Origin of the sequence: Parasphingopyxis lamellibrachiae, from assembly GCF_003385775.1 — a bacterium.
Taxonomy (GTDB): Bacteria; Pseudomonadota; Alphaproteobacteria; order Sphingomonadales; family Sphingomonadaceae; genus Parasphingopyxis; species Parasphingopyxis lamellibrachiae.
In genome coordinates this window covers 628,881-651,474 of record NZ_QRDP01000004.1, presented here as the reverse complement: position 1 = coordinate 651,474, position 22,594 = coordinate 628,881, and the positions used below count along the sequence as shown (strand labels likewise).

General features: G+C 60.0%; 23 protein-coding genes. 11 read left to right on the top strand and 12 right to left on the bottom strand.

Annotated elements, in window-relative coordinates:
* Positions 1-18 precede the first annotated feature (18 nt).
* Genes DFR46_RS03305 through DFR46_RS03280 form a run of 6 tightly spaced genes read left to right on the top strand, consistent with a single transcriptional unit; the run spans position 19 to position 7,848 of the window.
* The gene (locus tag DFR46_RS03305) at positions 19-1,233 is read left to right on the top strand and encodes an XrtA/PEP-CTERM system-associated ATPase (protein ID WP_116235157.1); all 1,215 of its coding nucleotides are present in this window, start codon (positions 19-21) and stop codon (positions 1,231-1,233) included.
* A 27-nt stretch (positions 1,234-1,260) separates the two neighbouring features.
* A complete protein-coding gene (locus DFR46_RS03300; protein WP_116235156.1) occupies positions 1,261-2,106 on the top strand; it encodes an XrtA system polysaccharide deacetylase in 846 nt (281 codons plus the stop codon).
* Positions 2,103-3,170: a FemAB family XrtA/PEP-CTERM system-associated protein gene (locus tag DFR46_RS03295; protein ID WP_116235155.1), complete on the top strand. Its 1,068-nt coding sequence runs from the start codon at positions 2,103-2,105 to the stop codon at positions 3,168-3,170. The genes DFR46_RS03300 and DFR46_RS03295 overlap by 4 nt, the downstream gene beginning before the upstream one ends.
* The gene (locus DFR46_RS03290) at positions 3,167-4,408 is read left to right on the top strand and encodes a TIGR03087 family PEP-CTERM/XrtA system glycosyltransferase (protein WP_116237126.1); all 1,242 of its coding nucleotides are present in this window, start codon (positions 3,167-3,169) and stop codon (positions 4,406-4,408) included. The genes DFR46_RS03295 and DFR46_RS03290 overlap by 4 nt, the downstream gene beginning before the upstream one ends.
* Positions 4,408-5,943 (top strand): exosortase A, encoded by a 1,536-nt coding sequence (xrtA, locus tag DFR46_RS03285; RefSeq protein WP_116235154.1) that lies wholly within the window; start codon positions 4,408-4,410, stop codon positions 5,941-5,943. Before DFR46_RS03290 ends, xrtA begins: the two co-directional genes overlap by 1 nt.
* 6 nt (positions 5,944-5,949) lie before the next feature.
* Positions 5,950-7,848, top strand: coding sequence for an XrtA/PEP-CTERM system amidotransferase (locus tag DFR46_RS03280; protein ID WP_116235153.1), 1,899 nt, complete (start codon positions 5,950-5,952; stop codon positions 7,846-7,848).
* Here the strand turns inward: DFR46_RS03280 and truA are convergent.
* Both truA and fmt read right to left on the bottom strand, forming a co-directional pair.
* Entirely contained in the window at positions 7,845-8,588 is a 744-nt protein-coding gene (gene truA / locus DFR46_RS03275; RefSeq protein WP_116235152.1) for a tRNA pseudouridine(38-40) synthase TruA, read from the bottom strand. The two genes, DFR46_RS03280 and truA, sit on opposite strands and share 4 nt — an antisense overlap.
* The gene (gene fmt, locus DFR46_RS03270; protein ID WP_116235151.1) at positions 8,585-9,490 is read right to left on the bottom strand and encodes a methionyl-tRNA formyltransferase; all 906 of its coding nucleotides are present in this window, start codon (positions 9,488-9,490) and stop codon (positions 8,585-8,587) included. Before fmt ends, truA begins: the two co-directional genes overlap by 4 nt.
* Before the next feature lie 53 nt (positions 9,491-9,543).
* Between fmt and recR the strand changes: the two genes are divergently transcribed.
* The 3 genes from recR to DFR46_RS03255 all read left to right on the top strand — a co-directional run bounded on the left by recR (position 9,544) and on the right by DFR46_RS03255 (position 12,201).
* Positions 9,544-10,140, top strand: coding sequence for a recombination mediator RecR (recR, locus tag DFR46_RS03265; protein ID WP_116235150.1), 597 nt, complete (start codon positions 9,544-9,546; stop codon positions 10,138-10,140).
* 31 nt (positions 10,141-10,171) lie between these two features.
* Complete coding sequence (def, locus tag DFR46_RS03260; protein WP_116235149.1) at positions 10,172-10,732, top strand: peptide deformylase; 561 nt, start codon at positions 10,172-10,174, stop codon at positions 10,730-10,732.
* Positions 10,733-10,821: 89 nt separating this feature from the next.
* Complete coding sequence (locus DFR46_RS03255) at positions 10,822-12,201, top strand: DNA recombination protein RmuC (protein ID WP_116235148.1); 1,380 nt, start codon at positions 10,822-10,824, stop codon at positions 12,199-12,201.
* 3 nt (positions 12,202-12,204) lie between these two features.
* Here DFR46_RS03255 and DFR46_RS03250 read toward each other — a convergent pair whose 3' ends face one another.
* From DFR46_RS03250 to DFR46_RS03210, 9 genes are all read right to left on the bottom strand, one after another.
* Positions 12,205-12,621 carry a hypothetical protein gene (locus DFR46_RS03250; RefSeq protein WP_116235147.1) on the bottom strand — a complete coding sequence of 139 codons (417 nt, stop codon included), beginning with the start codon at positions 12,619-12,621 and terminating at the stop codon, positions 12,205-12,207.
* A gap of 94 nt (positions 12,622-12,715) precedes the next feature.
* Entirely contained in the window at positions 12,716-14,101 is a 1,386-nt protein-coding gene (locus tag DFR46_RS03245; protein ID WP_116235146.1) for a cytochrome P450, read from the bottom strand.
* The gene (locus DFR46_RS03240) at positions 14,098-15,282 is read right to left on the bottom strand and encodes a hypothetical protein (RefSeq protein WP_116235145.1); all 1,185 of its coding nucleotides are present in this window, start codon (positions 15,280-15,282) and stop codon (positions 14,098-14,100) included. Before DFR46_RS03240 ends, DFR46_RS03245 begins: the two co-directional genes overlap by 4 nt.
* A complete protein-coding gene (locus tag DFR46_RS03235) occupies positions 15,279-16,079 on the bottom strand; it encodes a TrmH family RNA methyltransferase (RefSeq protein ID WP_116235144.1) in 801 nt (266 codons plus the stop codon). Before DFR46_RS03235 ends, DFR46_RS03240 begins: the two co-directional genes overlap by 4 nt.
* 3 nt (positions 16,080-16,082) lie before the next feature.
* Positions 16,083-16,355, bottom strand: coding sequence for an HPr family phosphocarrier protein (locus DFR46_RS03230; RefSeq protein ID WP_116235143.1), 273 nt, complete (start codon positions 16,353-16,355; stop codon positions 16,083-16,085).
* A complete protein-coding gene (locus tag DFR46_RS03225; protein ID WP_116235142.1) occupies positions 16,352-16,756 on the bottom strand; it encodes a PTS sugar transporter subunit IIA in 405 nt (134 codons plus the stop codon). Before DFR46_RS03225 ends, DFR46_RS03230 begins: the two co-directional genes overlap by 4 nt.
* On the bottom strand, positions 16,757-17,701 hold the full coding sequence (rapZ, locus tag DFR46_RS03220; RefSeq protein ID WP_116235141.1) for an RNase adapter RapZ: 945 nt from the start codon (positions 17,699-17,701) through the stop codon (positions 16,757-16,759).
* Positions 17,694-19,250: a sensor histidine kinase gene (locus tag DFR46_RS03215; protein WP_116235140.1), complete on the bottom strand. Its 1,557-nt coding sequence runs from the start codon at positions 19,248-19,250 to the stop codon at positions 17,694-17,696. Before DFR46_RS03215 ends, rapZ begins: the two co-directional genes overlap by 8 nt.
* On the bottom strand, positions 19,251-19,964 hold the full coding sequence (locus DFR46_RS03210) for a response regulator transcription factor (RefSeq protein WP_116235139.1): 714 nt from the start codon (positions 19,962-19,964) through the stop codon (positions 19,251-19,253). It lies immediately after the preceding gene.
* A gap of 192 nt (positions 19,965-20,156) precedes the next feature.
* Between DFR46_RS03210 and DFR46_RS03205 the strand changes: the two genes are divergently transcribed.
* Together DFR46_RS03205 and DFR46_RS03200 are read left to right on the top strand one after the other, a co-directional pair.
* The gene (locus tag DFR46_RS03205; protein WP_116235138.1) at positions 20,157-21,758 is read left to right on the top strand and encodes a phosphoenolpyruvate carboxykinase; all 1,602 of its coding nucleotides are present in this window, start codon (positions 20,157-20,159) and stop codon (positions 21,756-21,758) included.
* Positions 21,759-21,786: 28 nt separating this feature from the next.
* Positions 21,787-22,107 carry a hypothetical protein gene (locus DFR46_RS03200; RefSeq protein WP_116235137.1) on the top strand — a complete coding sequence of 107 codons (321 nt, stop codon included), beginning with the start codon at positions 21,787-21,789 and terminating at the stop codon, positions 22,105-22,107.
* On the opposite strand, the gene DFR46_RS03195 is transcribed toward DFR46_RS03200, so the two are convergent.
* Entirely contained in the window at positions 22,094-22,582 is a 489-nt protein-coding gene (locus DFR46_RS03195) for an NfeD family protein (RefSeq protein WP_245953645.1), read from the bottom strand. The two genes, DFR46_RS03200 and DFR46_RS03195, sit on opposite strands and share 14 nt — an antisense overlap.
* Between the last annotated feature and the right edge of the window lie 12 nt (positions 22,583-22,594).

Genomic DNA, 22,594 nt, shown 5'->3' with positions numbered 1-22,594 from the left:
CGCGTGAAGGAAAGAAACATGTACAGTGAACATTATGGCCTGACGGGCAATCCGTTTCAGCTAACGCCGGATCACCGTTTCTGGTTTGAAAGCGAAACGCACAAAAAGGCGATGGCCTATCTGGGCTATGGCCTGGCCCAGGGTGAAGGCTTTATCGTCATCACCGGCGATATCGGGGCCGGCAAGACGACGCTGGTCGGCCATCTGATGGCAAGTATCGATACGTCGCGCCTCACTGCCGTACAGGTCGTTTCGACCCAAGTGGAAGGAGACGACATGCTGCGGCTCGTTTCGCAGCAGCTTGGCCTTGAGGTTCATGGTTTCCAGAAAGCCGAACTGATCGACCGGGTCGAACGGTTCCTCCACGGCCAGGCGCGCGAGGGCAAGCGGACGCTGCTGATTGTCGACGAAGCCCAAAATCTCTCGGTTTCGGCGCTCGAAGAGCTACGGATGCTTTCCAATTTCCAGTCTGCCGGGCGGGCTCTTTTGCAGATATTCCTGCTTGGTCAGCCAGAATTCAGGGATCGGGTCAAAAAAGCGCCCAATCTCGAACAGCTTCGCCAACGGGTCATCGCGACCCATCATCTCGATGCAATGCAGGCGAATGAGATCGAACCTTATATCGTTCACCGGCTCTCGATCGCCGGTTGGCAGGGAGCCCCGCAATTTGCGGCGGATGCCTATGCGGCGCTCTACGAGGCGACGGATGGCGTTCCACGCCGCCTCAACACGCTCATGGGGCGGGTCATGCTGTTCGGCGCTGTCGAAGATCTCGAGACAATCGATGCGGCAGCCATCAATGCCGTGTTGACCGACCTTGCTGGCGACGAAACCGAAGGTGACGCCATGACGGTCGAATTTGATGAGACCGTGGAACCGGAGACCATCGAAGAGCTGCCCGTGGACGAAGGTGTCGAGGCCGAAGTCACTCAGGACATCGCCGATGCCGACATCTATGCGGCGCTTGCGGCGGCTGAGCTCCAGGAGACACCAGCGCTCGACGAAGAAACCGAAGACCCGATGCCATTTTCCGGGCATGCGGAGCCGGCCGATCCGGCAATCGCCGAGGAAAACGGGCCGGATATCGAGATCGATAGCCGCATTGCCGCCCTCGAAACCCGTCTTGAAGAACAGGAAGCCGCTCTGCGCCGTGTCTTGACCTTGCTGGTTCAATGGGTCGAGGAAGAAGAAACACAGCCCAGCTTTGGCGTCGTTCGCGGCGATGCTGCCTAACCCCAAGTAGGAAGGATATGGCGCGCGATGCTCAATGCGCTTTCAGTCGATATCGAAGACTGGTTTCAGGTCGGCGCGTTTGAGACGGTTATCGCGCGGGATGACTGGGACGGACTCGCACAGCGCGTAGAGCGCAACAGCGATGCCGTGCTGGCTTTGTTTGAACGCGCAGGTGTCAAGGGAACTTTCTTTACGCTGGGCTGGGTAGCGGCGCGCTATCCCGCGCTGATACGCCGTATAGTCGAGGCGGGTCACGAAATCGCCAGTCACGGCTGGGATCACCAGCGGGTGTTCACGATGCAGCCCGAAGAATTTCGCGCCGATTTGAAAAAGGCACGAACTGCAATCGAGGATGCCGCCGGCGGGCGGGTTTCCGGTTACCGGGCGCCCAGCTTTTCGATTGATGCGCGTACGCCCTGGGCGCATGGGGTATTGGCGGAAGAAGGTTATGCCTATTCGTCCAGCGTCGCGCCGGTTGTGCACGATCATTACGGTTGGCCAGAAGCGCCCCGTTTTGCCTTTGCGCCATTGTCAGGTGCGGAGATTATCGAGCTTCCGGTCACAACGGCCCGGCTTGGCGGCCGGACTATAGCTGCCGGCGGTGGCGGGTTTTTCCGGTTGCTCCCCTATCGATTTTCCCATTGGGCCATTGGCCAGGTCAATGGCAGGGAAGGGCGACCAGCGATATTCTATTTTCATCCCTGGGAAATCGACCCCGGGCAGCCTCGCGTCGAACACGCGCCGCTGCGCTCGAAGGTTCGCCATTACAGCCGACTTTCGGCGATGGAAGGCAAGCTTGAAAAGCTGCTGGGTGCTTTTGAATGGGGCCGGGTCGATCAAGTGGCCGCAGAGCAAAAGGCGACGATCCAATGAATGCACCGATGCCGATGAGCAAAATTATTGTCAGGCACGCCGATTTGCGAGATCCGCACGAAAATGCGCGAATTGATGCTTTTGTCCATGATGCAGACGGCGGCACACCCTTTCACCTCCCACGCTGGCTAACCGCGATCGAGCGTGGCTGCGGACAGCGCGCCCATATGCTTCTCGCTGAGCGCGGCGGTGTAATCGCTGGAATTCTGCCATTAACGGAGATGCACTCGCCGATTGTCGGCCGTGCGCTGACGTCGAGCGGTTTTGCCGTTGCCGGTGGCATTCTCAGCGAAACGGCTGCTGCAACCGAAGCGTTGGCCGATGCAGGCTGGGCTCTGGCCGAACGCTTAAGCTGCCCGGAAGTGGAATTGCGGGGCGGATCGCTACCACAAAACTGGCAAGTGCACGAAGGCCTCTACGCCAATTTTTCCAAGGCACTGGAAAAAGATGCTGAGACCCAATTGGAATCCATCAAGCGCAGGCATCGCGCCGAAGTACGCAAAAGCCTGAAAAACGGCCTTTCCTTTGAGACAGGAACTTCCGACCATGACCGCGATCGCCATTATCGCATATATGCGACCAGCGTCCGGAACCTCGGCACGCCGGTATTCCCCAGGGCTTTGTTTGAAGAGGTTCTCGATGGCTTTGGCGACGATGCGGATATTGCCGTGGTAAGCCATGAAGGCGAAGCGATCAGTTCGGTCCTGACCCTCTATTTCAACGGTCGCGCCATGGTCTATTGGGGCGGCGGAACCTTTGCGGCACGTGCGCTGCGGTCCAATGAGTTTCTCTACTATTCAATGATGAACCATGCCCGGGATAGGGGTTGCCACACATTTGATTTTGGCCGCTCCAAAATTGGAACGGGGCCGTATCATTGGAAGAAAAATTGGGGTTTTTCCCCTGAACCGCTGACCTATGCCGGAAGAACGGCGGATGGCGCAGAGGCCAGAGATATGAATCCCAATAGCCCGAAATACCGTTTGCAGGTAGCCCTGTGGCGCAAATTGCCGCTGCCGATCGCCAATCGCCTTGGCCCCTGGATTGCACGGGGCCTGGGATAATGGGCGATATCCTCTTTCTGGCTCACCGGATTCCCTATCCGCCAAATCGCGGTGACAAAATCCGCTCATTCAATATCCTGAAACGGTTGTGCCAACTGGGCACGGTCCATGTCGCGACTTTCGCCGATGATGACGAAGATCTTGGGCATGCAGACATGCTTCGACCGATGCTCGGCTCGGTGCATATCGAGAAGCGGGCCGTGTCCAAACCGGTTGGTGCGGCAAAAGCCATCCTGTCCGGCAAACCGATATCGCTAACCCTGTTCGACAGTGCGGGCATCCGAAAGTTCGTCGCGAATATCACGACGCAGAAACCGATAGATGCCGTTTTCGTATTTTCCGGCCAGATGGCGCAATTTGTGCCCGAAGATCTGACGGGCTCACGGTTCATCATGGACTTTGGCGATGTCGATTCAGCAAAATTCGCCTCCTATGCGCGGTCGAGCTCCTGGCCGATGCGACATGTCCACGCACGTGAGGCGGTCAAACTGGCGGCCTTTGAAAAGGCAGTCGCGCACCGTGCCGACTGTTCCACCTTCGTCACCGAGGCGGAAGCCGCGCTATTCCGGGCCGAAACGGGGCTCGATGCGGAGCGCGTCCGGGCGCTCGAAAACGGGATAGACTGTCGCTTCTTCGATCCTCGCGCCGACTTCGCTCGTATCGAGAAACCGGAAGGATCGCTCGTTATCTTCACCGGGCAGATGGATTACCGCCCGAATATCGAGGCCGTGGTCAGCTTTGCAGACGATGTGCTGCCGGTTGTCCGGCAACAGAATCCCCATGTCAATTTCGCGATTGTCGGCAGAAACCCGACCGGCGAAGTTCAGCGGCTCGCCAGTCGCGAAGGCGTGATCGTGACCGGCGGTGTCGACGATATCCGAAGCTGGCTGGCCGCTGCCGATATTGTCGCGGCGCCGCTGCGCATGGCGCGCGGGATTCAGAACAAGGTACTCGAGGCCATGGCGATGGCCCGGCCCGTCGTCGCCTCCGTCCCTGCCTATGAGGGAATAGACGCAGAACGGGGACGGCATTTGATGGTTGCCGATACCATTGCCGACGAAGCGCATCTGATACTCGAGCTCCTGGCGAACCCGGCAAAGGCCGACATGATGGGCTGCGCCGCTCGCGACCGGATGCTGGAACGCTATGTCTGGGACCAGACGCTGGCGCCGCTCGGCCGGTTGATAGGCCGCGAACCGGTCGAATTGCGGCAAAAAGCCCTGACCGAGGCAAGCTGATGTCAGCCGCCGAAGCGCTTTATCGTCCAGAAACGACCGCTGCGGCCGGACCGTGGCGAAGGCATCTCAGTTTTCTGGCATTCGCGGCTTTGGCGATGCTCCTGATATTTCATCGCGATGTCTTGGACATGGTCTCGATCTGGTGGACCAGTTCGACCTTCAACCACTGCCTGGTGATCCTTCCTATCATTGGCTGGCTGGTCTGGAATCGCAGGAACGAACTGGCGCAGCTTACGCCGTCGGTTTCACCCCTCGGATATTTGATCGTCGCTGGCGGTGCTGTTGGCTGGCTGCTCGGTGAAGCGGCGGGAGTATCGCTTGCCAGGCATTTCGGGGTCGTTCTCATGCTGCAGGGCAGCGTGGTGACGATCCTGGGAATTGCTGTAACGCGCGGTCTTCTTTTCCCGCTGGCCTTTGCCCTGTTCCTGGTGCCGTTTGGTGAGGAATTCGTGCCTTTTCTCCAATCGATAACGGCTGAACTGAGCATGCTGTTGCTGGGATTGTTCGGGTTGCCGGCCCATATCGAGGGCGTCTTCATCACAACGCCATCGGGATATTTCGAGGTTGCGGAGGCCTGTTCCGGTGTGAAGTTTCTTATCGCGATGGTGGCGCTCGGGGCGCTGGCCGCAAATCTGTGTTTCAAAAGTTGGTGGAAACGCGCCGCCTTCCTCGGCATCTGCGTGGCCGTGCCGATCATGGCCAACGGCATACGCGCCTTCGGCACGATCTATATCGCCGACAGGAACGGCATCGAATTTGCCGAAGGGTTCGATCATGTCGTTTATGGCTGGTTTTTCTTCGCTTTCGTCATCATCGCGGTCCTTGCCCTGGGGTGGAAATTCTTCGATCGCGAGATCGACGACCCTGCTTTCGATCCCGGCGCTATCGCCGATAGCGGAGCAGCGGCCAGCCCGGTCCGCCTCGGCGCATTTGCGCTTGCCCTGTTGACGCTGGCCGCCGCGCCGATGCTCTGGCTGTCGACCAGCGCAATTACCGGAAGCGGATCCGTGCCTGCGTCTTTCACGATACCGCGGGTTGAAGGCTGGACCCGGACCGATGCGCAGATGGGCTATCCCTGGCAAGCGACATATGCCGGTGCCGACAGGATCGTCGAAGGCCGATACAGCGACGCCAACGGGCGCGTTGTCGATATCGCGATCGCCTATTTCGCTAACCAGACCGAAGGCCGCGAACTCGTGAGCTTCGGCCAGGGCGGCCTCCCTGTGGACACCGAATGGTCACGGGTGGAAGATACCGATGCGCCGCCGTCCGGCCATGCCTACCGCATTACAGCGCCGGGCCCCGAATTCCGGGAAGTTTTCGAATATATGCGGATCGGAACGCTGACGACGGGCAGCGAGAGCCGTGCGAAAATCGAAACCATGCGGGCCCGCCTTTTGGGCGGCGACCAGAGCGCCATTGGCATCGTTCTGTCAGCAGAGGGCCGGGATGCGCGCGACATCATTGAGTCCTTTCTCGCCGATAGCGGCGGGATCGAAACATTGGTTGACCGCGTGACCGGCTTGGCCGACTGATCCGCCATGTGCGGAATAGCGGGCATCTTTCATCTGGAAACGGCGAAACCGGTCGACCCCGACCGCATACGACTGATGACCGACACACTGGCTCATCGCGGACCAGACGGGTCCGGCGTTTGGACGGCGCAGGGCGTAGGGCTCGGGCACCGGCGGCTGTCGATCATCGATCTAGAGACCGGCGCGCAGCCCATGGCAACGCCCGATGGCAAGCTCGTTACCGTCTTCAACGGCGAAATATACAATTACAGGGCGTTGCGACTGGAATTGCAGGCGCAAGGCCATGTGTTCCAGACCGACAGCGATACAGAGGTTATTCTCCATGGCTGGCGGCAATGGGGGCCGCTCTGCATTGAGCATTTTGACGGCATGTTTGCCTTCGCTCTCTACGATGATGACGCGAAGACGCTCTACCTCGGACGTGATCGTCTGGGCGTGAAGCCTCTTTATTATGCCGAAGTCTCCGACGGGAGCCTGATTTTCGCTTCGGAATTGAAAGGGCTGCTCGCGCATCCGCTGCTGCGCCGACGCCCGAGTGAGCAGGCGGTCGAGGATTTTCTCGCGTTCGGTTATGTTCCGGACGATGCCTGTTTTGTCGCAGGCATCAAAAAACTTCCGGCCGGCCATTATCTGATGACGCGCCGCGGGCTACCGTTGGCCGAGCCGCGCAGTTACTGGGACGTCGCTTTCGCACCCAAACGCCGCAAGGCGGAGGCGGCCGAAGAGGAACTTGCGTCGCTTATGGGCGATGCCGTGCGCAGCCGGATGATTGCCGATGTGCCGCTCGGCGCTTTCCTGTCCGGGGGTGTCGACAGCTCGTCCGTCGTTGCGTTCATGGCGGAAGCCAGTCGCGGCGCCGTGGAAACCTGTTCCATCGGCTTCGACCAGGCCGATCTCGACGAGACGGCCTATGCGGACCAGATCGCCGAACGCTTCGCCACCAACCATCGCAAGCGGATTGTCGCTGCCGATGATTTTGCCTTGATCGATACCCTGGTTAGCGGGTTCGACGAACCTTTCGCCGATGCCAGCGCCTTGCCAACCTACCGGGTATGCGAACTGGCCCGGGAGAAGGTAACAGTGTCCCTGTCGGGAGACGGCGCGGACGAGATTTTCGCCGGCTATCGCCGTCATGTGTTCCATGCCGGAGAAGAACGCGCGCGGACCTTGCTGCCGGCGGCCGTCCGTCAACCGGTATTCGGCACGCTGGGTTCGCTTTATCCCAAACTGGACTGGGCACCGCAATTTCTGCGCGCCAAATCGACTTTTCAGAGCCTTGGGCGGACTGGCGCGGAAGCCTATGCGGATTCCGTTGGCGTAACCGGATCGGCATTGCGGCAATCGCTCTACAGCGACACGATGCGGGCGGCGCTGCAGGGGCACCGCGCAGAGGATCGCTATATCCGTATGATGGAAAGCGCGCCGGCGGAGGATGGCCTTGCGGCGGCTCAATATGCCGATCTGAAGATCTGGCTCCCCGGCGACATCCTGACCAAGGTCGATCGGATGAGCATGGCGGTCAGCCTGGAAGCCCGCGAACCGCTACTGGATCACCGGCTTGTCGAATTTGCCGCGACCTTGCCGCTCAAGCAGCGCGTACGCGGCGGGACAGGAAAATGGCTGATGAAGCAGGCGATGCGCCGCTACCTTCCCGAAGATATTCTCTTTCGCCGCAAGATGGGTTTCGTAACGCCGATCAGTGCCTGGTTTCGCGGGCCGCTCGCCGGGGAAGCGGACCGGCTTGTCAGCAGCACCGCCTTGGCCGAGACCGAGTGGTTCGACAGGCAGGCGATCAAGCGCATTGTCGATGCCCATAAAAGCGGCCGCGAGGAACATGGCCGCCTGATCTGGCAGCTCATGATGCTGGACCGGTCTTTACAGCATGTGTTCGGCGCCGGGCGTTAGCCCGCATAATCCGCACCCACAAAATAGAGTCCGTCGGGCGGCGCATTCAACCCGAGCCGCTGGCGATCAGCCGCTTCCAGTGCATCGCGCAAATCACCTTCCGACCAGCGCCCGATACCCACCAGCGCTAGACAACCCACCATCGACCGGACCTGGTGATGGAGGAAAGAGCGCGCGGCGGCCTGCACGACTATGGCGTCGTCTTCGCGGCTTACGGCGAGCGACCCAAGCGTTTTGAGCGGACTTTCCGACTGGCAATGCGCGGAACGGAAGGTTGTGAAATCATGTTTTCCAACGAGCAGTTGAGCGCCCCTGTGCATCGCCTGCTCGTCCAGCGGCTGCGGGATACGCCAGGCACGGCCAGCTTCCAGGGCGAGCGGGGAGCGCCGATTGACGATCCGGTAGAGATAGCGGCGGCCCAGGCAATCGAAACGCGCATGCCAATCGCTGTCGACCTCTTCACAATCGAGTATCGCGATCGGCTCGCTGCGGAGTTTTGCATTCAGGCCTTCGCCCAGGCGAAACGCGTCGATATCCTTTTCCACATCGACATGGGCCGTCATCGCGAGGGCATGGACGCCGGAATCGGTGCGCCCGGCTCCGTAAACGAGAACCTCTTCCCCTGTTATCCCCTGGCAGGCGTCCTCGATCGCCTGCTGTACGCTGGGGCCATGGGGCTGGCGTTGCCAGCCCATATAGGGCCTGCCGTCATATTCGATGGTCAGGCGAAAGCGGGTCATGCGAGCGATGAGCCTGCCGGGATCGAGAAGCCCCGCAAAAGATCGCTGATCGCCATCGCGCCTTTGCCGGCGCGCTGAGCGAGGGTCGGGCGAATTGCGCCACTTTGGCAGGCGATTGTCAGCTTGCCGTCCAGCACCATTCCGGGTGTACCGACGCCCTCGACGATGTCTGCCGCCAAAATCTTGATCCGTTCGCCCTCATACTCAACGAACGCGCCGGGGATCGGGTTGAAGGCGCGAACAGCCCGTTCAACGGCCTCGGCCGATTGCCCAAAATCGAGTCGCGCTTCGGCCTTCCTGATCTTTTCCGCATAGATCGCCAGCGCATCGTCCTGTGGTTTCGCCTCAAGCGTATCGAGCGCTGACAAAGTTTCGCAGATCAGAGTAGCTCCGATTCGTGCCAGCTCATCCGTCAGATCGCCTGCGGTTTTACCATCGACCGGCGTTGTCGCTTTCGCCAGCATTGGACCTGTATCCAGACCGCGCTCCATCTGCATGATCGTGATGCCGGTGGTGGCGTCCCCGGCCAGTATCGCCCGCTGGACAGGGGCAGCACCGCGCCAGCGCGGAAGGAGCGAACCATGGATGTTGATGCAGCCCATTTCCGGGGCATCGAGAATCGCCTGGTTGAGAATCAGTCCGTAGGCCGCGACCACCGCAACATCTGCATCGAGATCGGAAAATGCCGCTTTCTCCTCGTCCGATTTGAGGCTGGCGGGCGTTCGAACCTCAAGCCCCAAACGTTCGGCTTCCTCATGCACTGCTGAGGCGCGCGGTTTCTTGCCCCGGCCCGCAGGGCGTGGCGGCTGACTGTAAACCGCGACGATATCGTGCCCGAAATCGCTGAGCGCTTTCAGCGCCGGCACCGCAAAATCGGGCGTTCCCATGAAAATGATCCGCATGGCAATGCTTGAACCGCTTGGCAAAGGGGAGTGCAACCCCATAATGAAGTTTCATGGCATCCGTAGAGATCGATCAGTTGACCAATGCGCTGGCCCGGTTGCCCGGGCTGGGGCCGCGTTCCGCCCGCCGCGCCGTGCTTCACCTGCTCAAAAAGCGGGAAGGGACGCTCGTCCCGCTGCTCCGCGCGCTGGAAACCGTGGACGCCAAGCTCGCCACCTGCAGCATCTGCGGCAATGTCGACACCAGCGATCCCTGCGGCGTCTGTACGGACGTGAAGCGCGATGCGCGTTCCTTATGCGTGGTCGAAGAAGTGTCCGACCTCTGGGCGCTGGACCGTTCCCGACTGTTTCCCGGACGCTTTCATGTGCTGGGCGGCAGGCTTTCCGCGCTGGACGGGGTTCGGCCGGAGGATCTGGGCATCGACACGCTGATCGGCAGGGTTGCCGGCGGCGAAGTCGACGAAGTGGTTCTGGCGATGAACGCCACGCTTGAGGGGCAGACGACCGCGCACTATCTGTCCGAACGGCTCGAATCCTTCCCGGTGCGCATTACCCAGCTCGCGCACGGTCTGCCGGTCGGCGGGGAGCTCGACTATCTGGACGAGGGAACGCTGGCTCAGGCGCTGCGCGCAAGGCGGCCGGTAGCTTGACCTCAATCGAGGCAATTCCTACCTAATCGCCATGGCTATTCTTCCCATTGTCGAGGTTCCGGACCCCCGTCTGAAAACCGTTTCCACCCCTGTCGAAGAGGTGACGGACGAAACGCGCACGCTGATCGCCGACATGTTCGATACGATGTACGATGCGCCGGGCATCGGCCTTGCCGCAATCCAGGTGGGCGTGCCGAAGCGTATCCTCGTGATCGACCTGCAGGAGCCGGCGGAGCATGACCATGAACATGGCGAAGATTGCGACCATGAACATGAAGTGATCCGCGATCCGCGCGTCTTCATCAATCCGGAAATTCTCGATCCGTCGGACAGCATGCGCTTGTACGAAGAGGGCTGCCTTTCGGTGCCCGATCAGTTCGCCGATGTCGAACGGCCGGACAGCGTGACCGCGCGCTGGCTCGACGAAAATGGCAAGCAGCATGAAGAGCGGATCGAAGGCATGCTCGCGACCTGTCTCCAGCACGAGATGGATCATCTGGAAGGCATCCTTTTCATCGACCATCTCTCCCGCCTCAAACGCCAGATGGTGCTCAAAAAGCTCGAAAAATCCCGCAAGCTGAAGGCTGCGTAATCCGATCTATCCCCGCAATGGCGGTTAGCATCTTGTATGCGTGACGTGCGGGGCGTAGGTTCCTGCTTCGTTCTCATCGGTAGGAAGCTATGGACCCGGTCCTCATCATTGTCTTTGTTATCTCCGCACTGGTTGTCGGCGCGGTGTTGGGATGGTTCGCGAGCGGACGGACGGTGGCTCCATTGCGCGAAGAAAATGCGCGGTTGCGCAGTGACAGTGAAAATACGGCAAGAGATTTGCGCGCTGCACTGGACGGTGTGCGCGACGAGCGGGACGCTGCCCAGCAAGAGCTTGCCGGCCTCAAGGCGTCAGCCGAGGAACGCGACCGGGCCTTTGAGGTTCGGATGACCGAATTGCGCGAAGCCAAGGAGGCGCTGACGGCACAGTTCAGCGAAGTTGGCGCGAAAATGCTAGGAGAAGCCCAGAAACAGTTTCTCGAGCGGGCCGATGCGCGGTTCAACCAGGCGGGCGAGAAAAGCGAAGAACGGCTGAAACAGCTGCTCAATCCGGTCGGCGAACGGCTCAAGGCATACGAAGACCAAGTCGGCAAGGTCGAGAAGGATCGCACCGAAGCCTATGGCGACCTGAAAGGCATGATGGAGCAGATGCGCGCCGGGCAGGAGAGGGTGCAGACCGAAGCCGCCCGCCTTGTCAATTCTCTGCGCAACGCGCCCAAGGCGCGCGGGCGCTGGGGCGAGCAGCAGCTGCGCAATGTGCTCGAAAGCTGCGGGCTTGCCGAACATACCGATTTCCAGACCGAGGTCAGTATCGACAGCGAAGAAGGGCGGCTGCGGCCCGATGCGATCATCACCGTTCCCGGCGGTCGGTCGCTGGTGATTGACGCCAAGGTGTCGCTCAACGCCTATCAGGACGCCTTCGGGGCCGAGGATGACGGGGAGCGCGAAACGGCGCTGGCGCGGCATAGCCTGTCTATGAAAACCCATATCGATGGCCTGTCACGAAAGGCCTATTGGGATCAGTTTGAGGATGCCCCCGATTATGTGATCATGTTTGTTCCCGGCGAGCATTTCCTCACGGCAGCGCTGGAGCATGATGCCAGCCTCTGGGATCACGCCTTCGAAAAGCGCGTGCTCCTCGCTACGCCAACCAATCTGATCGCCATTGCCCGTACGGTATCGGCGGTATGGCGTCAGGAAGGATTGGCGCGAGAAGCCAAGCAGATCGGACAACTCGGCAAGGATATGTATGACAGACTCGCGGTTGCCGCCGGTCACCTCAAGACCGTGGGCAGCGGCCTCAGCACGGCAGTCAACAATTATAACAAGTTCGTCGGCAGCTTCGATCGCAATGTGATGTCCACCGCGCGCCGCTTTCAGGAACTCAATATCGAGACGGGCAAACGGGAGCTGGAAGATGTGCCGCCGATAGAGGCGCTGCCCCGGCAATCGGCCACCGATGCATCGCCCGCACTGGAAGCCGGCAATGACAGCGAAGAGGCCGCCGAATAGCTGTCAGGGCGTTCCGCCGCATCCCTGAACCGGCGAGAGGCCGGTTTCGGTTATGGTGACCTTCGCGGGATAGGCGGCGCCGCTCATCGTATCGGTGCAGGGCTGATCGAGAATCTCGACGATTATCGAATCGTTTTCATAGCGGCGGCCGCCGTCAAACTCCTCGACCTCGGGCGTACGCGCGGTTACCCGCCGTTCGCCATAGTCGGCATCATACATGATAACATCGTCATAGATGCGGACCAGCCAGCCCGGCTCCTGTCCGACACCCCGGAATATCGGCGTTTCCTCCGCCCCTGCGCTTTCCTCTTCCGCAACGATGCTGGGCGATTCCTGAACCCCGAGGTCGATTTCTTCATCGCATCCCGCAAGCGCGAGGAGCCCGGCCGGGAACAGCGCGGCTAAAACTGGTTTGCGCATCAATATACCTCGTCGTCATAAAGGGGTTCGCCGCCCGCATAGGTGGTCGCACAGGAAGCCAGTGCAAGAAGCAGTGCAAAGCCAAGAAGGCGCATCAGTCGTCTCTCCTGCGTCGTTCCAGATTGAGCCTGATACCATTTTCCGAGCGCAAGGTCAGCCTCGCAACTGGTTGGGGCACATGGCCCTCGACGGGAGAGACCGTCCAGTCGCGCATCATCGTTGCCAATATGATCACCGCTTCCTGCAAGGCGAAGGCCGCCCCAAGGCATACGCGCGGGCCCTTGGAGAAAGGCAGATAGGCTTTTTGCTCGGACGCCTTCGTCTCCGCCCTGCTGAATCGGTCGGGATCGAAAACATCGGGATCGTCCCAATGTTCGGTATGGCGATGTTCGAGGAGGGGCGACACGAAGAGGATGGCGCCCGGCAATATCTGTTTGCCGCGCATTTTCTCGGCCTCAGTGGCGTTGCGCGGGATGAAGGCGACCGGCGGATAGAGGCGCAATGTCTCGCGAAACACATCGCGGGTGAAGGGGAGGCGGCGCATCTTCTCGAACGCCAGCGGCCCATCGGCGAATACCGTATCGGCTTCCGCCTGCATCCGGGCCTGAACGTCGGGACATTGCGCGATCAGGTAAAGGGCCCAGGCCAGTGCGGAGGCGGATGTCTCGTGACCGGCAAGAAACATGATACCGATCTGGTCGACAAGCTCGCGTTCGTTGAAGCGTTTGCCTGTTTCCGGATCTTCCGCGCGGATGAAGCTGGTGAGCATATCGCGTTCGGGAATCTCTTCGCCTCGATCGATTGCGGTGAGCCGTTCACGCACGGGCCGGTGGAGCAGTTCGCGGATGGTTGCCGCGGAACGGCGGGCCCGGATCCGGCCGATCGACAGCCATTGCGGCACGCCGGCAAGCGTCCAGACGCCATGCTGCCAGGCGAGATGCTGGAAACGCTCGAAATTCTCAAAGATGATCTCGGCTTCTTCGCGCGTGAAGGGTCGCGAATAAATGGTGCGGAATATCACGTCGGCCGTCACATGCGTCATTTCGAGATCGATCTGCGTATCGGGGCCGACTGCGCCTTCCGCAAAACGGGCCGCCATGGCGTCGGCCGCTTCGCGCATCAACGGGAAGATCGCCTTGATCCGGGTCCCTTCGAAGGCCGGGTCCATCATCCGGCGCTGTTGCCTCCAGAGATCGCCGTTCGACACGAAGATGCTTTCGCCGAGCAACAGTTCCAGCATAGTCGCCATCAGGTCCGACTTGGGATAGCGGTCGACATCGCCAAGCAGTATCTTCTGCACCAGATCGGGCTGATTGACGAAATACATTGTTCTGCGCGGAAGACGCACTTCGCCAAGCTTCATCGAATAGCTTTTGGCGTAGAGCGGGGCTGTGGAGGAATGAAAGCTTTTGACGAGGCGTGCGACAGGCCCCAGCTTTTTGGGATTGCCCGCGGGCTTGGGAGGGACGAGACCGGTCATCGCACCGCTTTCATGCGCCCGCGCCGCAGCCGTGTGAAGTCCCGCACCGAAGGCCGGTGCGCAAAGCGCTGTGCCAGGGTTTCGGGACCGGCGGTAATCGCGAAAAAGTCGTAATCCGCGGGGCGCGCGGTGGCCATGATGTACTGGAAATGAAGCCGCATCCAGTTGCGCGACTGCCGGTCGAACTCCGCCTTGGGCATGATTTCGTGGAATTTCGCATTGAGCAGTTTGGGATTGCTTCGCTCCGCATTGCGGTCGCCGATCGCGGTATAAGGGTCGACAAGCGCGAAACAGGCGCCGTCCGGCGGCGCGGAAATGTCCAGCCAATCCACCGCATCGCTTTCGGCCACCGCAGCAATCTCATCGCGCATGGCCTGCGCTTCGGGCAACCAGGCGAGCCACATGACCGTCTGACCGAGCGTGAGCAGGGATAGTTTTGGGCCATCCGGGCAAGTCGAGCCCAGCGCTCGCGCGACAACCGCGATCGCAAGCGCCGCGCCATAGCTGTGGCCGACAACAAGGATCTCTTCATATTCCGTGTCGCTGAGCTTGGCAGCCAGATAGGCCCCAAAGGCATCGCGGCGCCGGTCCAGCACATGGGTCCGGCTCTGCTCTTCGCGCTCGTGAAAGCTGAGGATACGCCCCACCCAGGTCAGGTTGAACTTCTGCTCCAGCTGATAGGCACCCCACAAAAGGCCTGCTCCGGCACCCAGGCCCAGGGCAGCGCCGGACCATCGCCAGAACCAGAATCCGATGCCGCCGAATCCGATGCTGATCAATAGCAGGGCGAGAATCAATATTGCGGGCATCGTCGCGGTGACGCCCGCCGGCCAACTCCATTGAAACGTCTTGCCGAAAACACCCGAACGCAAAGCGCGCCAGGACGCGGTCAGGGTAACCCAGGCCAGCCTTGCCGGCTGCTTGACCCAGAACTGACGAACAACATCGTCCCATTCGCAATAGATATATTCGCTTTCAACCTTCTGGTCTGCCTGCTCCTGCCGTACTTTCCAGCGATACAGGTGGTCGCCGAGGCGTTCGCGCCGGCCGACTTCCACTTCATAACCGGACACTTCAGCCTGTTTCGTCGCTTCGGCCCGGTACAGCTGGTGGTAATAGCGGACGCCCCGCGGGTCGAACCCGCTCAGATACAGGACAAGGCGGCGGCGGACCTCGCTCATCGTCGGAACTGGTTGAGTACTTCATAGGCCATCACCGCGGTCGCGACGGCGGCGTTGAGACTGTCCGCCTTGCCACGCATCGGCATTTTGACGAGCAGATCGCAGGCGGTTGCATAGTCAGTCGGAAGCCCGGCCGATTCATTGCCGGTCAGGATGAAGGTGGGGGCTGTATAGTCGGGCTGCTGATAATCTAGATCGGCATCGAGACTGGTGCCGACCAGCATGCCGTCACCCCCGCGAAGCCAGTCGAGGAAATCGGGCCAGCGCGCCGTTGCGATGGTCTGGGTGAAGATTGCGCCCATGGACGCGCGCACCGCCTCGACTGAAAACGGATCCGCGCAGTCGTCGATCAGGATCAACCCGCCCGCGCCGACCGCATCGCCCGTGCGCAGCATCGTGCCTAGATTGCCCGGATCGCGCAGGGCCTGGGCGACAAGCCAGATATCCGCCTGCGACCGGTCGACTTTGGCCAGATCCGTCTCCAGTTCCGGGTAGATTCCCACAATAGCCTGCGGATTGTCTTTGCCCGACAGTTTCGAGAGAATAGCCCGCGTCGTCCGGACTGCTTCGCCGCCCGCGGCTTCGGTCGCCGCAATCAGCGTTCTGGCGCGCGGATGATCTTCGGAATTTTCGGTAAAAAGGATCTCGGCCGGCAGTGTACCGCTTTCCTCGGCCTCACTCAGGATACGCAGTCCCTCTGCCAGGAACAGGCGTTCCATCCGTCGATGCTTCTTGTCGCGCAAGGAACGGGCCCGCTTGATAAGCGGGTTGGAAGAAGCCGTAATTTCGCGGGGCAGGGGTCAATCCTCCCCGAACTTGGACTCGACCAGTTCCGCCAGTTTGCTGACGGCATCTTCGGCGCCGTCGCCGTCCGCGCGAATGGTTATGTCATCGCCCATCGCCGCACCCAGCATCATCAGGTCCAGTATCGAAGATCCGGCGACCCACTGGTCATCCCGTGACACTTTAATCTCAACGCCGAGCTCGCTCACCAGCGTAACGAATTTGCTGCTGGCGCGAGCATGCAGTCCACGTTGATTTGCAATTGTGACGGTGCGTTCCACCCCGCTCAAGCCGCTTGTCCCAGTATTTCCGAGGCCACTGAAATGTACTTTTTGCCCGCATCGCGCGCAGCGGCAACGGCCTCAGTCACGCTCATCGACTGGCGTGCGCTGGCAAGCCGGATCAGCATCGGCAGGTTCATACCTGCGATCACTTCCACTTTTTCCGGGCGCATCAGCGATATAGAAAGGTTGGAAGGCGTCCCGCCGAACAGGTCGGTCAGCACGATCACTCCCTTGCCATTGTCCACTTTCTTGACGGCAGCATCAATCTCCGTACGCCGTTCTTCCATATCGTCATCCGGGCCGATGCAAACCGCCTCGATAAGCTCCTGCGCTCCCACGACATGCTCCATTGCGACAACAAACTCGCGTGCGAGATTGCCATGCGTCACCAGAACCAGTCCGATCATTCACTCACCTGCATTGCCATTTTCACCTGCGGCCACCCGCTCGACAGAATCGAGGGACGGGAAGGCCAAATCGCGGTGCGCGACCGTGGGGGAAAAACCCGCCTTACGCAACCGTTCGCCGACGCGTTCGGCCACATGTACCGACCTGTGCCGCCCGCCCGTGCACCCGAAAGCAATTGTCACATAGGATTTTCCCTCGGCCTGGTAGCGAGGGAGCAATAGTATCGCGAGATCCTCTATGCGGCGCAGAACGTCATCATAGGCAGGATCATCGGCAATATAGGCACCAACTGCAGCATCAAGGCCGGTTTGTGGCCGTAAATCCCGGTTCCAATGGGGATTGCGCAGGAACCGCATATCGAAAACCAGGTCGGCATTTCGTAATATGCCCCGGGCAAAACCGAAAGACGTGACGGTAATTGTCAGCTCGTCCGTCCGTTTCGAGCCGAAACGTGCCCTCAATTCTTTTTGCAGGTCGTTGGTCGAACCGTCCGTCGTATCGATTACATGGACGGCCCAGCGTCGCAGGGGCATCATGACTTCTCGTTCGAGCCCGATACCGCTTGCCGCTGGCCGGTCCAGAGCAAGCGGATGGCGCCTGCGGGTCTCGGAAAAACGCCTCTCCAGCTCCGCACCCCCACAATCAAGGAACAGGGTGTCGATATCGAGTGCTTGGCTTTCCGCCAAAATCTTGATTCGTTCGACTATGGCATTCGCGTCGAACCCGCGGGTCCGGCTATCGATTCCGATGGCAATCGACCTCTCGGCATTCGCCGGATCCAGTGACATCGGTGCCTCGAACAGTTTTTCGAACAGGCTCAGCGGAAGATTGTCGACCGTTTCCCAGCCCATATCCTCAAACGTCCGGAGCGCAGTTGATTTGCCCGCGCCGGACATGCCGGTCACAAGCAATATGCGCCGATGGGCTGGGCCGTTTTCAGACATTGGTGGCCATGGGTAAGCTTATAGTGAAGCGCGCGCCGCTTGCCGAATCGTCACGATTTTGCGCCCGGATTGTTCCGCCATGGCCGTCGACGATAGCCTTGGCGATGGCGAGGCCGAGCCCCGAATGCTTCCCGAAATCCTCACTGGCAGGCCGAATGCTGTGAAAGCGGTGAAATATGGCCTCGTGCTGGTCCTCCGGAATACCAGGGCCTTCGTCCTCTACATTGATATAAACGCGCTCCCCGTCGCCGGTTGCCGCGATCCGGACCGTTCCATTTTCGGGTGAAAAAGAAACGGCATTGTCGAGCAAGTTTGCCAGCGCGCGGGCCAATTGCGAAGCGTCTCCCATTACAACGGCGCTGCCGGTGCGGGGCCTCCCAAACGCAATACGTATCCTGTTGTTCAGATTCCGGGCGTCGCGGGAGGCGACAATCGAACCGACAAGATCGCCGATATCGACCTTCTCGAAACTGGCGCGAGACAATTCCGCGTCGATCCTCGAAGCGGTAGAGATTTCGGTAATCAGGCGATCAAGCCGCCGGACATCGTCCTGCACGACATCGAGCAGCTGCGCCTGATATTCCGGCTCCTTCACTTTGCGAAGCGTGTCCACCGCCGAACTGAGCGAGGCGAGGGGGTTTTTGAGTTCGTGGGCCACATCGGCAGCGAATGCTTCCGTGGCATCGATTCTCTGTCGGAGCGCCTGGCTCATATCCGAGAGCGAGCGAGCCAGAAGGCCAATCTCGTCCCGACGCGAGGGCAGACGCGGGAGGACGACCTCGCGCGCGCGCCCCAGCCTGACGCGGCGGGCCGCAAGTGACAGTCGGCGCAGTGGCAGAACAATCGTTCGCGCCAGAAAGAGCGAGAGCAGAACGGAAACCAGGGACGCGGCAAGAATGATGATCCCCAGTGTCAGGCGCGCGCTGCGGACGTCGCCGCGGATGTCACGCGCATTGGCGGTCACCAGTACGGTTTCACCGGGCCGGTTACGGAGCGGTACGGCAACGGAAACCATCGGCGTGCGGTCCGGTGCCAGAGCCAGTTGGGTGATCGTCTCATTGATGCCCGGCTGCTCGTCGGAAAAATTCCAGGCGGAGAATCGGTCGCTCTCGGGTTCTTCAAAGCTTGGAAGCATATCCGCGTTGACCACAGCCTCAATGCTGCGGTCCATCCAGCGGGCTACGCTGCGCCGCCACGGCTCCGTTGCGGGATCGCGGTTCACATAGGTGGGTGCGGCCAACTCCCAGCTGTCCATCTGCGCGATGCCTTGCGGATCGTATATGCGGATTCGATGGCCGGTCCGGGTGCCGACAGCCGCAACGACGGAATCCAGGTCTTCAGGGCTGGTCTGTTCGATGACATTGGCGATCAGCTCTGCCTGGGTTTCCGTTTGCCTGGTTCTCTCGTCCAGCAATCGGACGCGGTAGTTGTCGAGCCAGAAAAAGCTGCCGGCCAACAAGGCTATGGCGAAGATATTGACCGCCAGAATCCGGTTGGTCAGCGACCAGCGCGCAGACCATTTCAAATCGAGATCTTCGCCTTGGGTCACTTATTCTTCGGCGAAACGATAGCCGACCCCATAGAGCGTTTCGATTGCGTCGAACTCGCCATCGGCCTGCCGGAATTTCCGCCTCAGCCGCTTGATATGGCTATCGATTGTCCGGTCGTCGACATAGACATCGTCAGTATAGGCCGCATCCATAAGCTGATCGCGCGATTTCACGATACCGGGGCGCTGAGCCAGCGATTCCAGGATCATGAACTCCGTCACCGTCAGGGTTACATTTTCGCCGGCCCAACTGACCCGGTGGCGAGCCGGATCCATCTCCAGGCGCCCGCGAACGATGCGCTCGGGTAATGTCTCGTTCGAATGATCGTTGTCATCGCTCTGCACGGCAAGCTCGGTACGCCGGAGGATTGCGCGGATACGGGCTATCAGCAATCGCTGCGAAAAGGGTTTGGAGATATAATCGTCCGCCCCCATCGCAAGGCCGAGTGCCTCATCGAGTTCGTCATCTTTGGAGGTCAGGAAAATGACCGGTATCGCGCTTTTTTCCCGAAGGCGCCGGAGCAACTCCATGCCGTCCATGCTCGGCATCTTGATGTCGAGTACAGCCAGGTCAGGCGGGTTTTCGATCAGCGATTTTAGCGCCGTTTCTCCGTCGGTATAGATGCGCGTTGCAAAGCCTTCAGACTGCAAAGCAATCGAAACCGAAGTCAAAATATTCTTGTCGTCATCGACTAACGCGATCGTTGCAGTCATTCAGCTACCATTTTCCAAGGCCTTCCAGGTCTGAGTAGCGGCCTCCGCACGCTCCGGCAATGGTCGGAACTATCCCGATATTTGAGTCCCGTCCGTTGATTTTTCTCACGCCAACTGCTTAGGCCGTAAGCAAATGACGATGGCGCTTTAGTGGCCGCCGCGTTCTTCCCAGTTTTGATTAGGAGACCAGAATTGTCCTCTCGCATCCCCGCTTTCGATTTGGCCAAACAGGGAATCGATACCGGTGCCGCTAACCTGCACTGGAATATGACAACATCGCCCCTGGTTGAAACATCCGTCCAGCGCGGCGAAGGACGTCTAGCGAAACACGGCCCGCTTGTTGTGGAAACCGGCAAGCATACGGGCCGCTCGGCCAACGACAAATTCATCGTTCGCGACGGCGAAACCGAAGATACGGTTTGGTGGGGCAAGGTGAATGTTCCGATGACGCCGGAGCATTTTGCCGCACTCAAGGAAGATTTCCTCGCTGAAGTGGCGAAGAAGGATACGCTTTTCGTACAGGATCTTTTCGGGGGCTCGCAGCCGGACCACCGGGTGCGCGTTCGTGTTATCAACGAGCTGGCCTGGCACAATCTTTTCATTCGCACTTTGCTGTGCCGACCGGAAGATGAGGAACTGGCCGGTTTCGAGCCCGAATATACGATCATCGACCTTCCGAGCTTCCAGGCGGACCCGGAACGCCATGGAACGCGCTCGGGAACGGTTGTGGCCGTCAATCTCTCTGAAAAGCTGATCCTGATTGGCGGCACGAAATATGCAGGCGAGATGAAAAAATCGGTTTTCGGAATTCTCAACTACAAGCTTCCCGCCGACGGCATCATGCCGATGCATTGCTCGGCCAATATCAGCCCGGAAGGCGACACGGCCATTTTCTTCGGCCTGTCGGGCACCGGCAAGACGACGCTGTCGGCTGACGCAAGCCGAACGCTGATCGGTGATGACGAGCATGGCTGGTCCGACACGGCTGTCTTCAATTTCGAGGGTGGTTGTTACGCTAAGATGATCCGCCTTTCCGAAGAAGCCGAACCGGAAATCTTCGCGACGACCCGGCGCTTCGGCACGGTCCTCGAAAATGTCGTGATGGACGAGGAAAGCCGGGAACTCGATTTCGACGATTCGAGCCTTGCGGAGAACAGTCGCGGCGCATATCCGATCGATTTCATTCCCAACAGCTCGGAAGAAAATCTCGGGCCCGTTCCGAAAAATGTCATCATGCTGACCGCCGATGCATTCGGTGTGCTGCCGCCGATATCGCGGTTGACGCCCGACCAGGCCATGTATCACTTTCTCTCGGGCTACACCGCCAAAGTCGCTGGAACGGAAATTGGCGTGACCGAACCGCAGGCGACCTTTTCAACCTGTTTTGGCGCGCCCTTCATGCCGCGCCATCCCAGCGTTTACGGCAACCTGCTGAAATCGCGAATAGCCAAGGGCGGCGTCAAATGCTGGCTCGTCAACACTGGCTGGACCGGCGGCAAATATGGCGAAGGCAACCGTATGCCGATCAAGGAAACGCGCGCGCTGCTCAATGCGGCGCTCGACGGCAGCCTGAACAATGCTGAGTTCCGCATCGATCCCAACTTCGGCTTCGAAGTACCTGTCTCGGTCGACGGTGTAGACGACGCCATACTCGATCCACGCAGCACTTGGGCAGATCCGGAAGCCTATGACGAGATGGCGGCCAAACTGGTCAGCCTGTTTATCGAGAATTTCACCGAATTCGAACAGCATGTCGATCAGGGCGTGATCGAGGCGGCGCCTACGCCAGCCTGACCCCGTCAACCGAAGAGGGAGAATGACGATGAATATCAATTCGATCCTGCAGGGCCTTGGCGGCGCACCCGATGATGTCGCTAATCTAGCGGAGAGGGTCGGCATCGACCCGGCCATGGCGGAACGCGCGATTGCCGCATTGGGTATGACGCATCAGGAAGAGGGCGACACGGTTGAACTCGCGGCGGAACGCACGGGTCTCGATACGGGTGTGCTGAGCCAGATCGTCAGCCAGATTGGCGGTGAGGGCTCCCTCTCGAACTTTGCGGGCATGCTGGACCGGGACGGCGACGGCAATCCGCTCGACGATATCGCCGATATGGCCAAGGGCCTGTTTAACCGGAGTTAGGCTCCGATTCCGATCCGCCTGGCAAGGCCTCGAGCGGCACTACCGCGAGCTGGTTTCCCTCCGCGCTGACGATCCTCACGCGCGTACCCACGCCGGCATCCGGCCCTGACGCCGCCCAGACGCTGTCACCGACTTTGACGCGGCCCACGCCGCCTTCGATAGGTACGACAACTTCTACTGTCTGTCCGATCATCTGGGCGATCCGGGCGTTGAGAAGCGGGGCGCTGGACAGGATCGGATAGACGTCGAACCAGCGCTTCGCGATATAGACAGACGCGATAGAACTCAGTGCGAAGATGAGCAGTTGGAGCGGCAGGGAGAGAGGCAGGGCGAACCCCAGCAATCCTGTAAATACAGCCGCTGCGCCAAGGAACATGAGATAAGCTCCCGGTGCGATCATTTCTGTTATCAACAGGATAATCCCCAAGGTAATCCACAGCATTTCGCTGCTAATTTCCATGCCGCCGATATTCATCGCCCGACCTCC

What these genes read in the sequence shown, in the direction of transcription:
- DFR46_RS03305 (WP_116235157.1), top strand. Translation starts at nt 19, where the DNA reads ATGTACAGTGAACATTATGGCCTGACGGGCAATCCGTTTCAGCTAACG.
- DFR46_RS03300 (WP_116235156.1), top strand. Translation starts at nt 1,261, where the DNA reads ATGCTCAATGCGCTTTCAGTCGATATCGAAGACTGGTTTCAGGTCGGC.
- DFR46_RS03295 (WP_116235155.1), top strand. Translation starts at nt 2,103, where the DNA reads ATGAATGCACCGATGCCGATGAGCAAAATTATTGTCAGGCACGCCGAT.
- xrtA (WP_116235154.1), top strand. Translation starts at nt 4,408, where the DNA reads ATGTCAGCCGCCGAAGCGCTTTATCGTCCAGAAACGACCGCTGCGGCC.
- DFR46_RS03280 (WP_116235153.1), top strand. Translation starts at nt 5,950, where the DNA reads ATGTGCGGAATAGCGGGCATCTTTCATCTGGAAACGGCGAAACCGGTC.
- truA (WP_116235152.1), bottom strand. Translation starts at nt 8,588, where the DNA reads ATGACCCGCTTTCGCCTGACCATCGAATATGACGGCAGGCCCTATATG.
- fmt (WP_116235151.1), bottom strand. Translation starts at nt 9,490, where the DNA reads ATGCGGATCATTTTCATGGGAACGCCCGATTTTGCGGTGCCGGCGCTG.
- recR (WP_116235150.1), top strand. Translation starts at nt 9,544, where the DNA reads ATGGCATCCGTAGAGATCGATCAGTTGACCAATGCGCTGGCCCGGTTG.
- def (WP_116235149.1), top strand. Translation starts at nt 10,172, where the DNA reads ATGGCTATTCTTCCCATTGTCGAGGTTCCGGACCCCCGTCTGAAAACC.
- DFR46_RS03255 (WP_116235148.1), top strand. Translation starts at nt 10,822, where the DNA reads ATGGACCCGGTCCTCATCATTGTCTTTGTTATCTCCGCACTGGTTGTC.
- DFR46_RS03250 (WP_116235147.1), bottom strand. Translation starts at nt 12,621, where the DNA reads ATGCGCAAACCAGTTTTAGCCGCGCTGTTCCCGGCCGGGCTCCTCGCG.
- DFR46_RS03245 (WP_116235146.1), bottom strand. Translation starts at nt 14,101, where the DNA reads ATGACCGGTCTCGTCCCTCCCAAGCCCGCGGGCAATCCCAAAAAGCTG.
- DFR46_RS03240 (WP_116235145.1), bottom strand. Translation starts at nt 15,282, where the DNA reads ATGAGCGAGGTCCGCCGCCGCCTTGTCCTGTATCTGAGCGGGTTCGAC.
- DFR46_RS03225 (WP_116235142.1), bottom strand. Translation starts at nt 16,756, where the DNA reads ATGATCGGACTGGTTCTGGTGACGCATGGCAATCTCGCACGCGAGTTT.
- rapZ (WP_116235141.1), bottom strand. Translation starts at nt 17,701, where the DNA reads ATGTCTGAAAACGGCCCAGCCCATCGGCGCATATTGCTTGTGACCGGC.
- DFR46_RS03210 (WP_116235139.1), bottom strand. Translation starts at nt 19,964, where the DNA reads ATGACTGCAACGATCGCGTTAGTCGATGACGACAAGAATATTTTGACT.
- DFR46_RS03200 (WP_116235137.1), top strand. Translation starts at nt 21,787, where the DNA reads ATGAATATCAATTCGATCCTGCAGGGCCTTGGCGGCGCACCCGATGAT.
- DFR46_RS03195 (WP_245953645.1), bottom strand. Translation starts at nt 22,582, where the DNA reads ATGAATATCGGCGGCATGGAAATTAGCAGCGAAATGCTGTGGATTACC.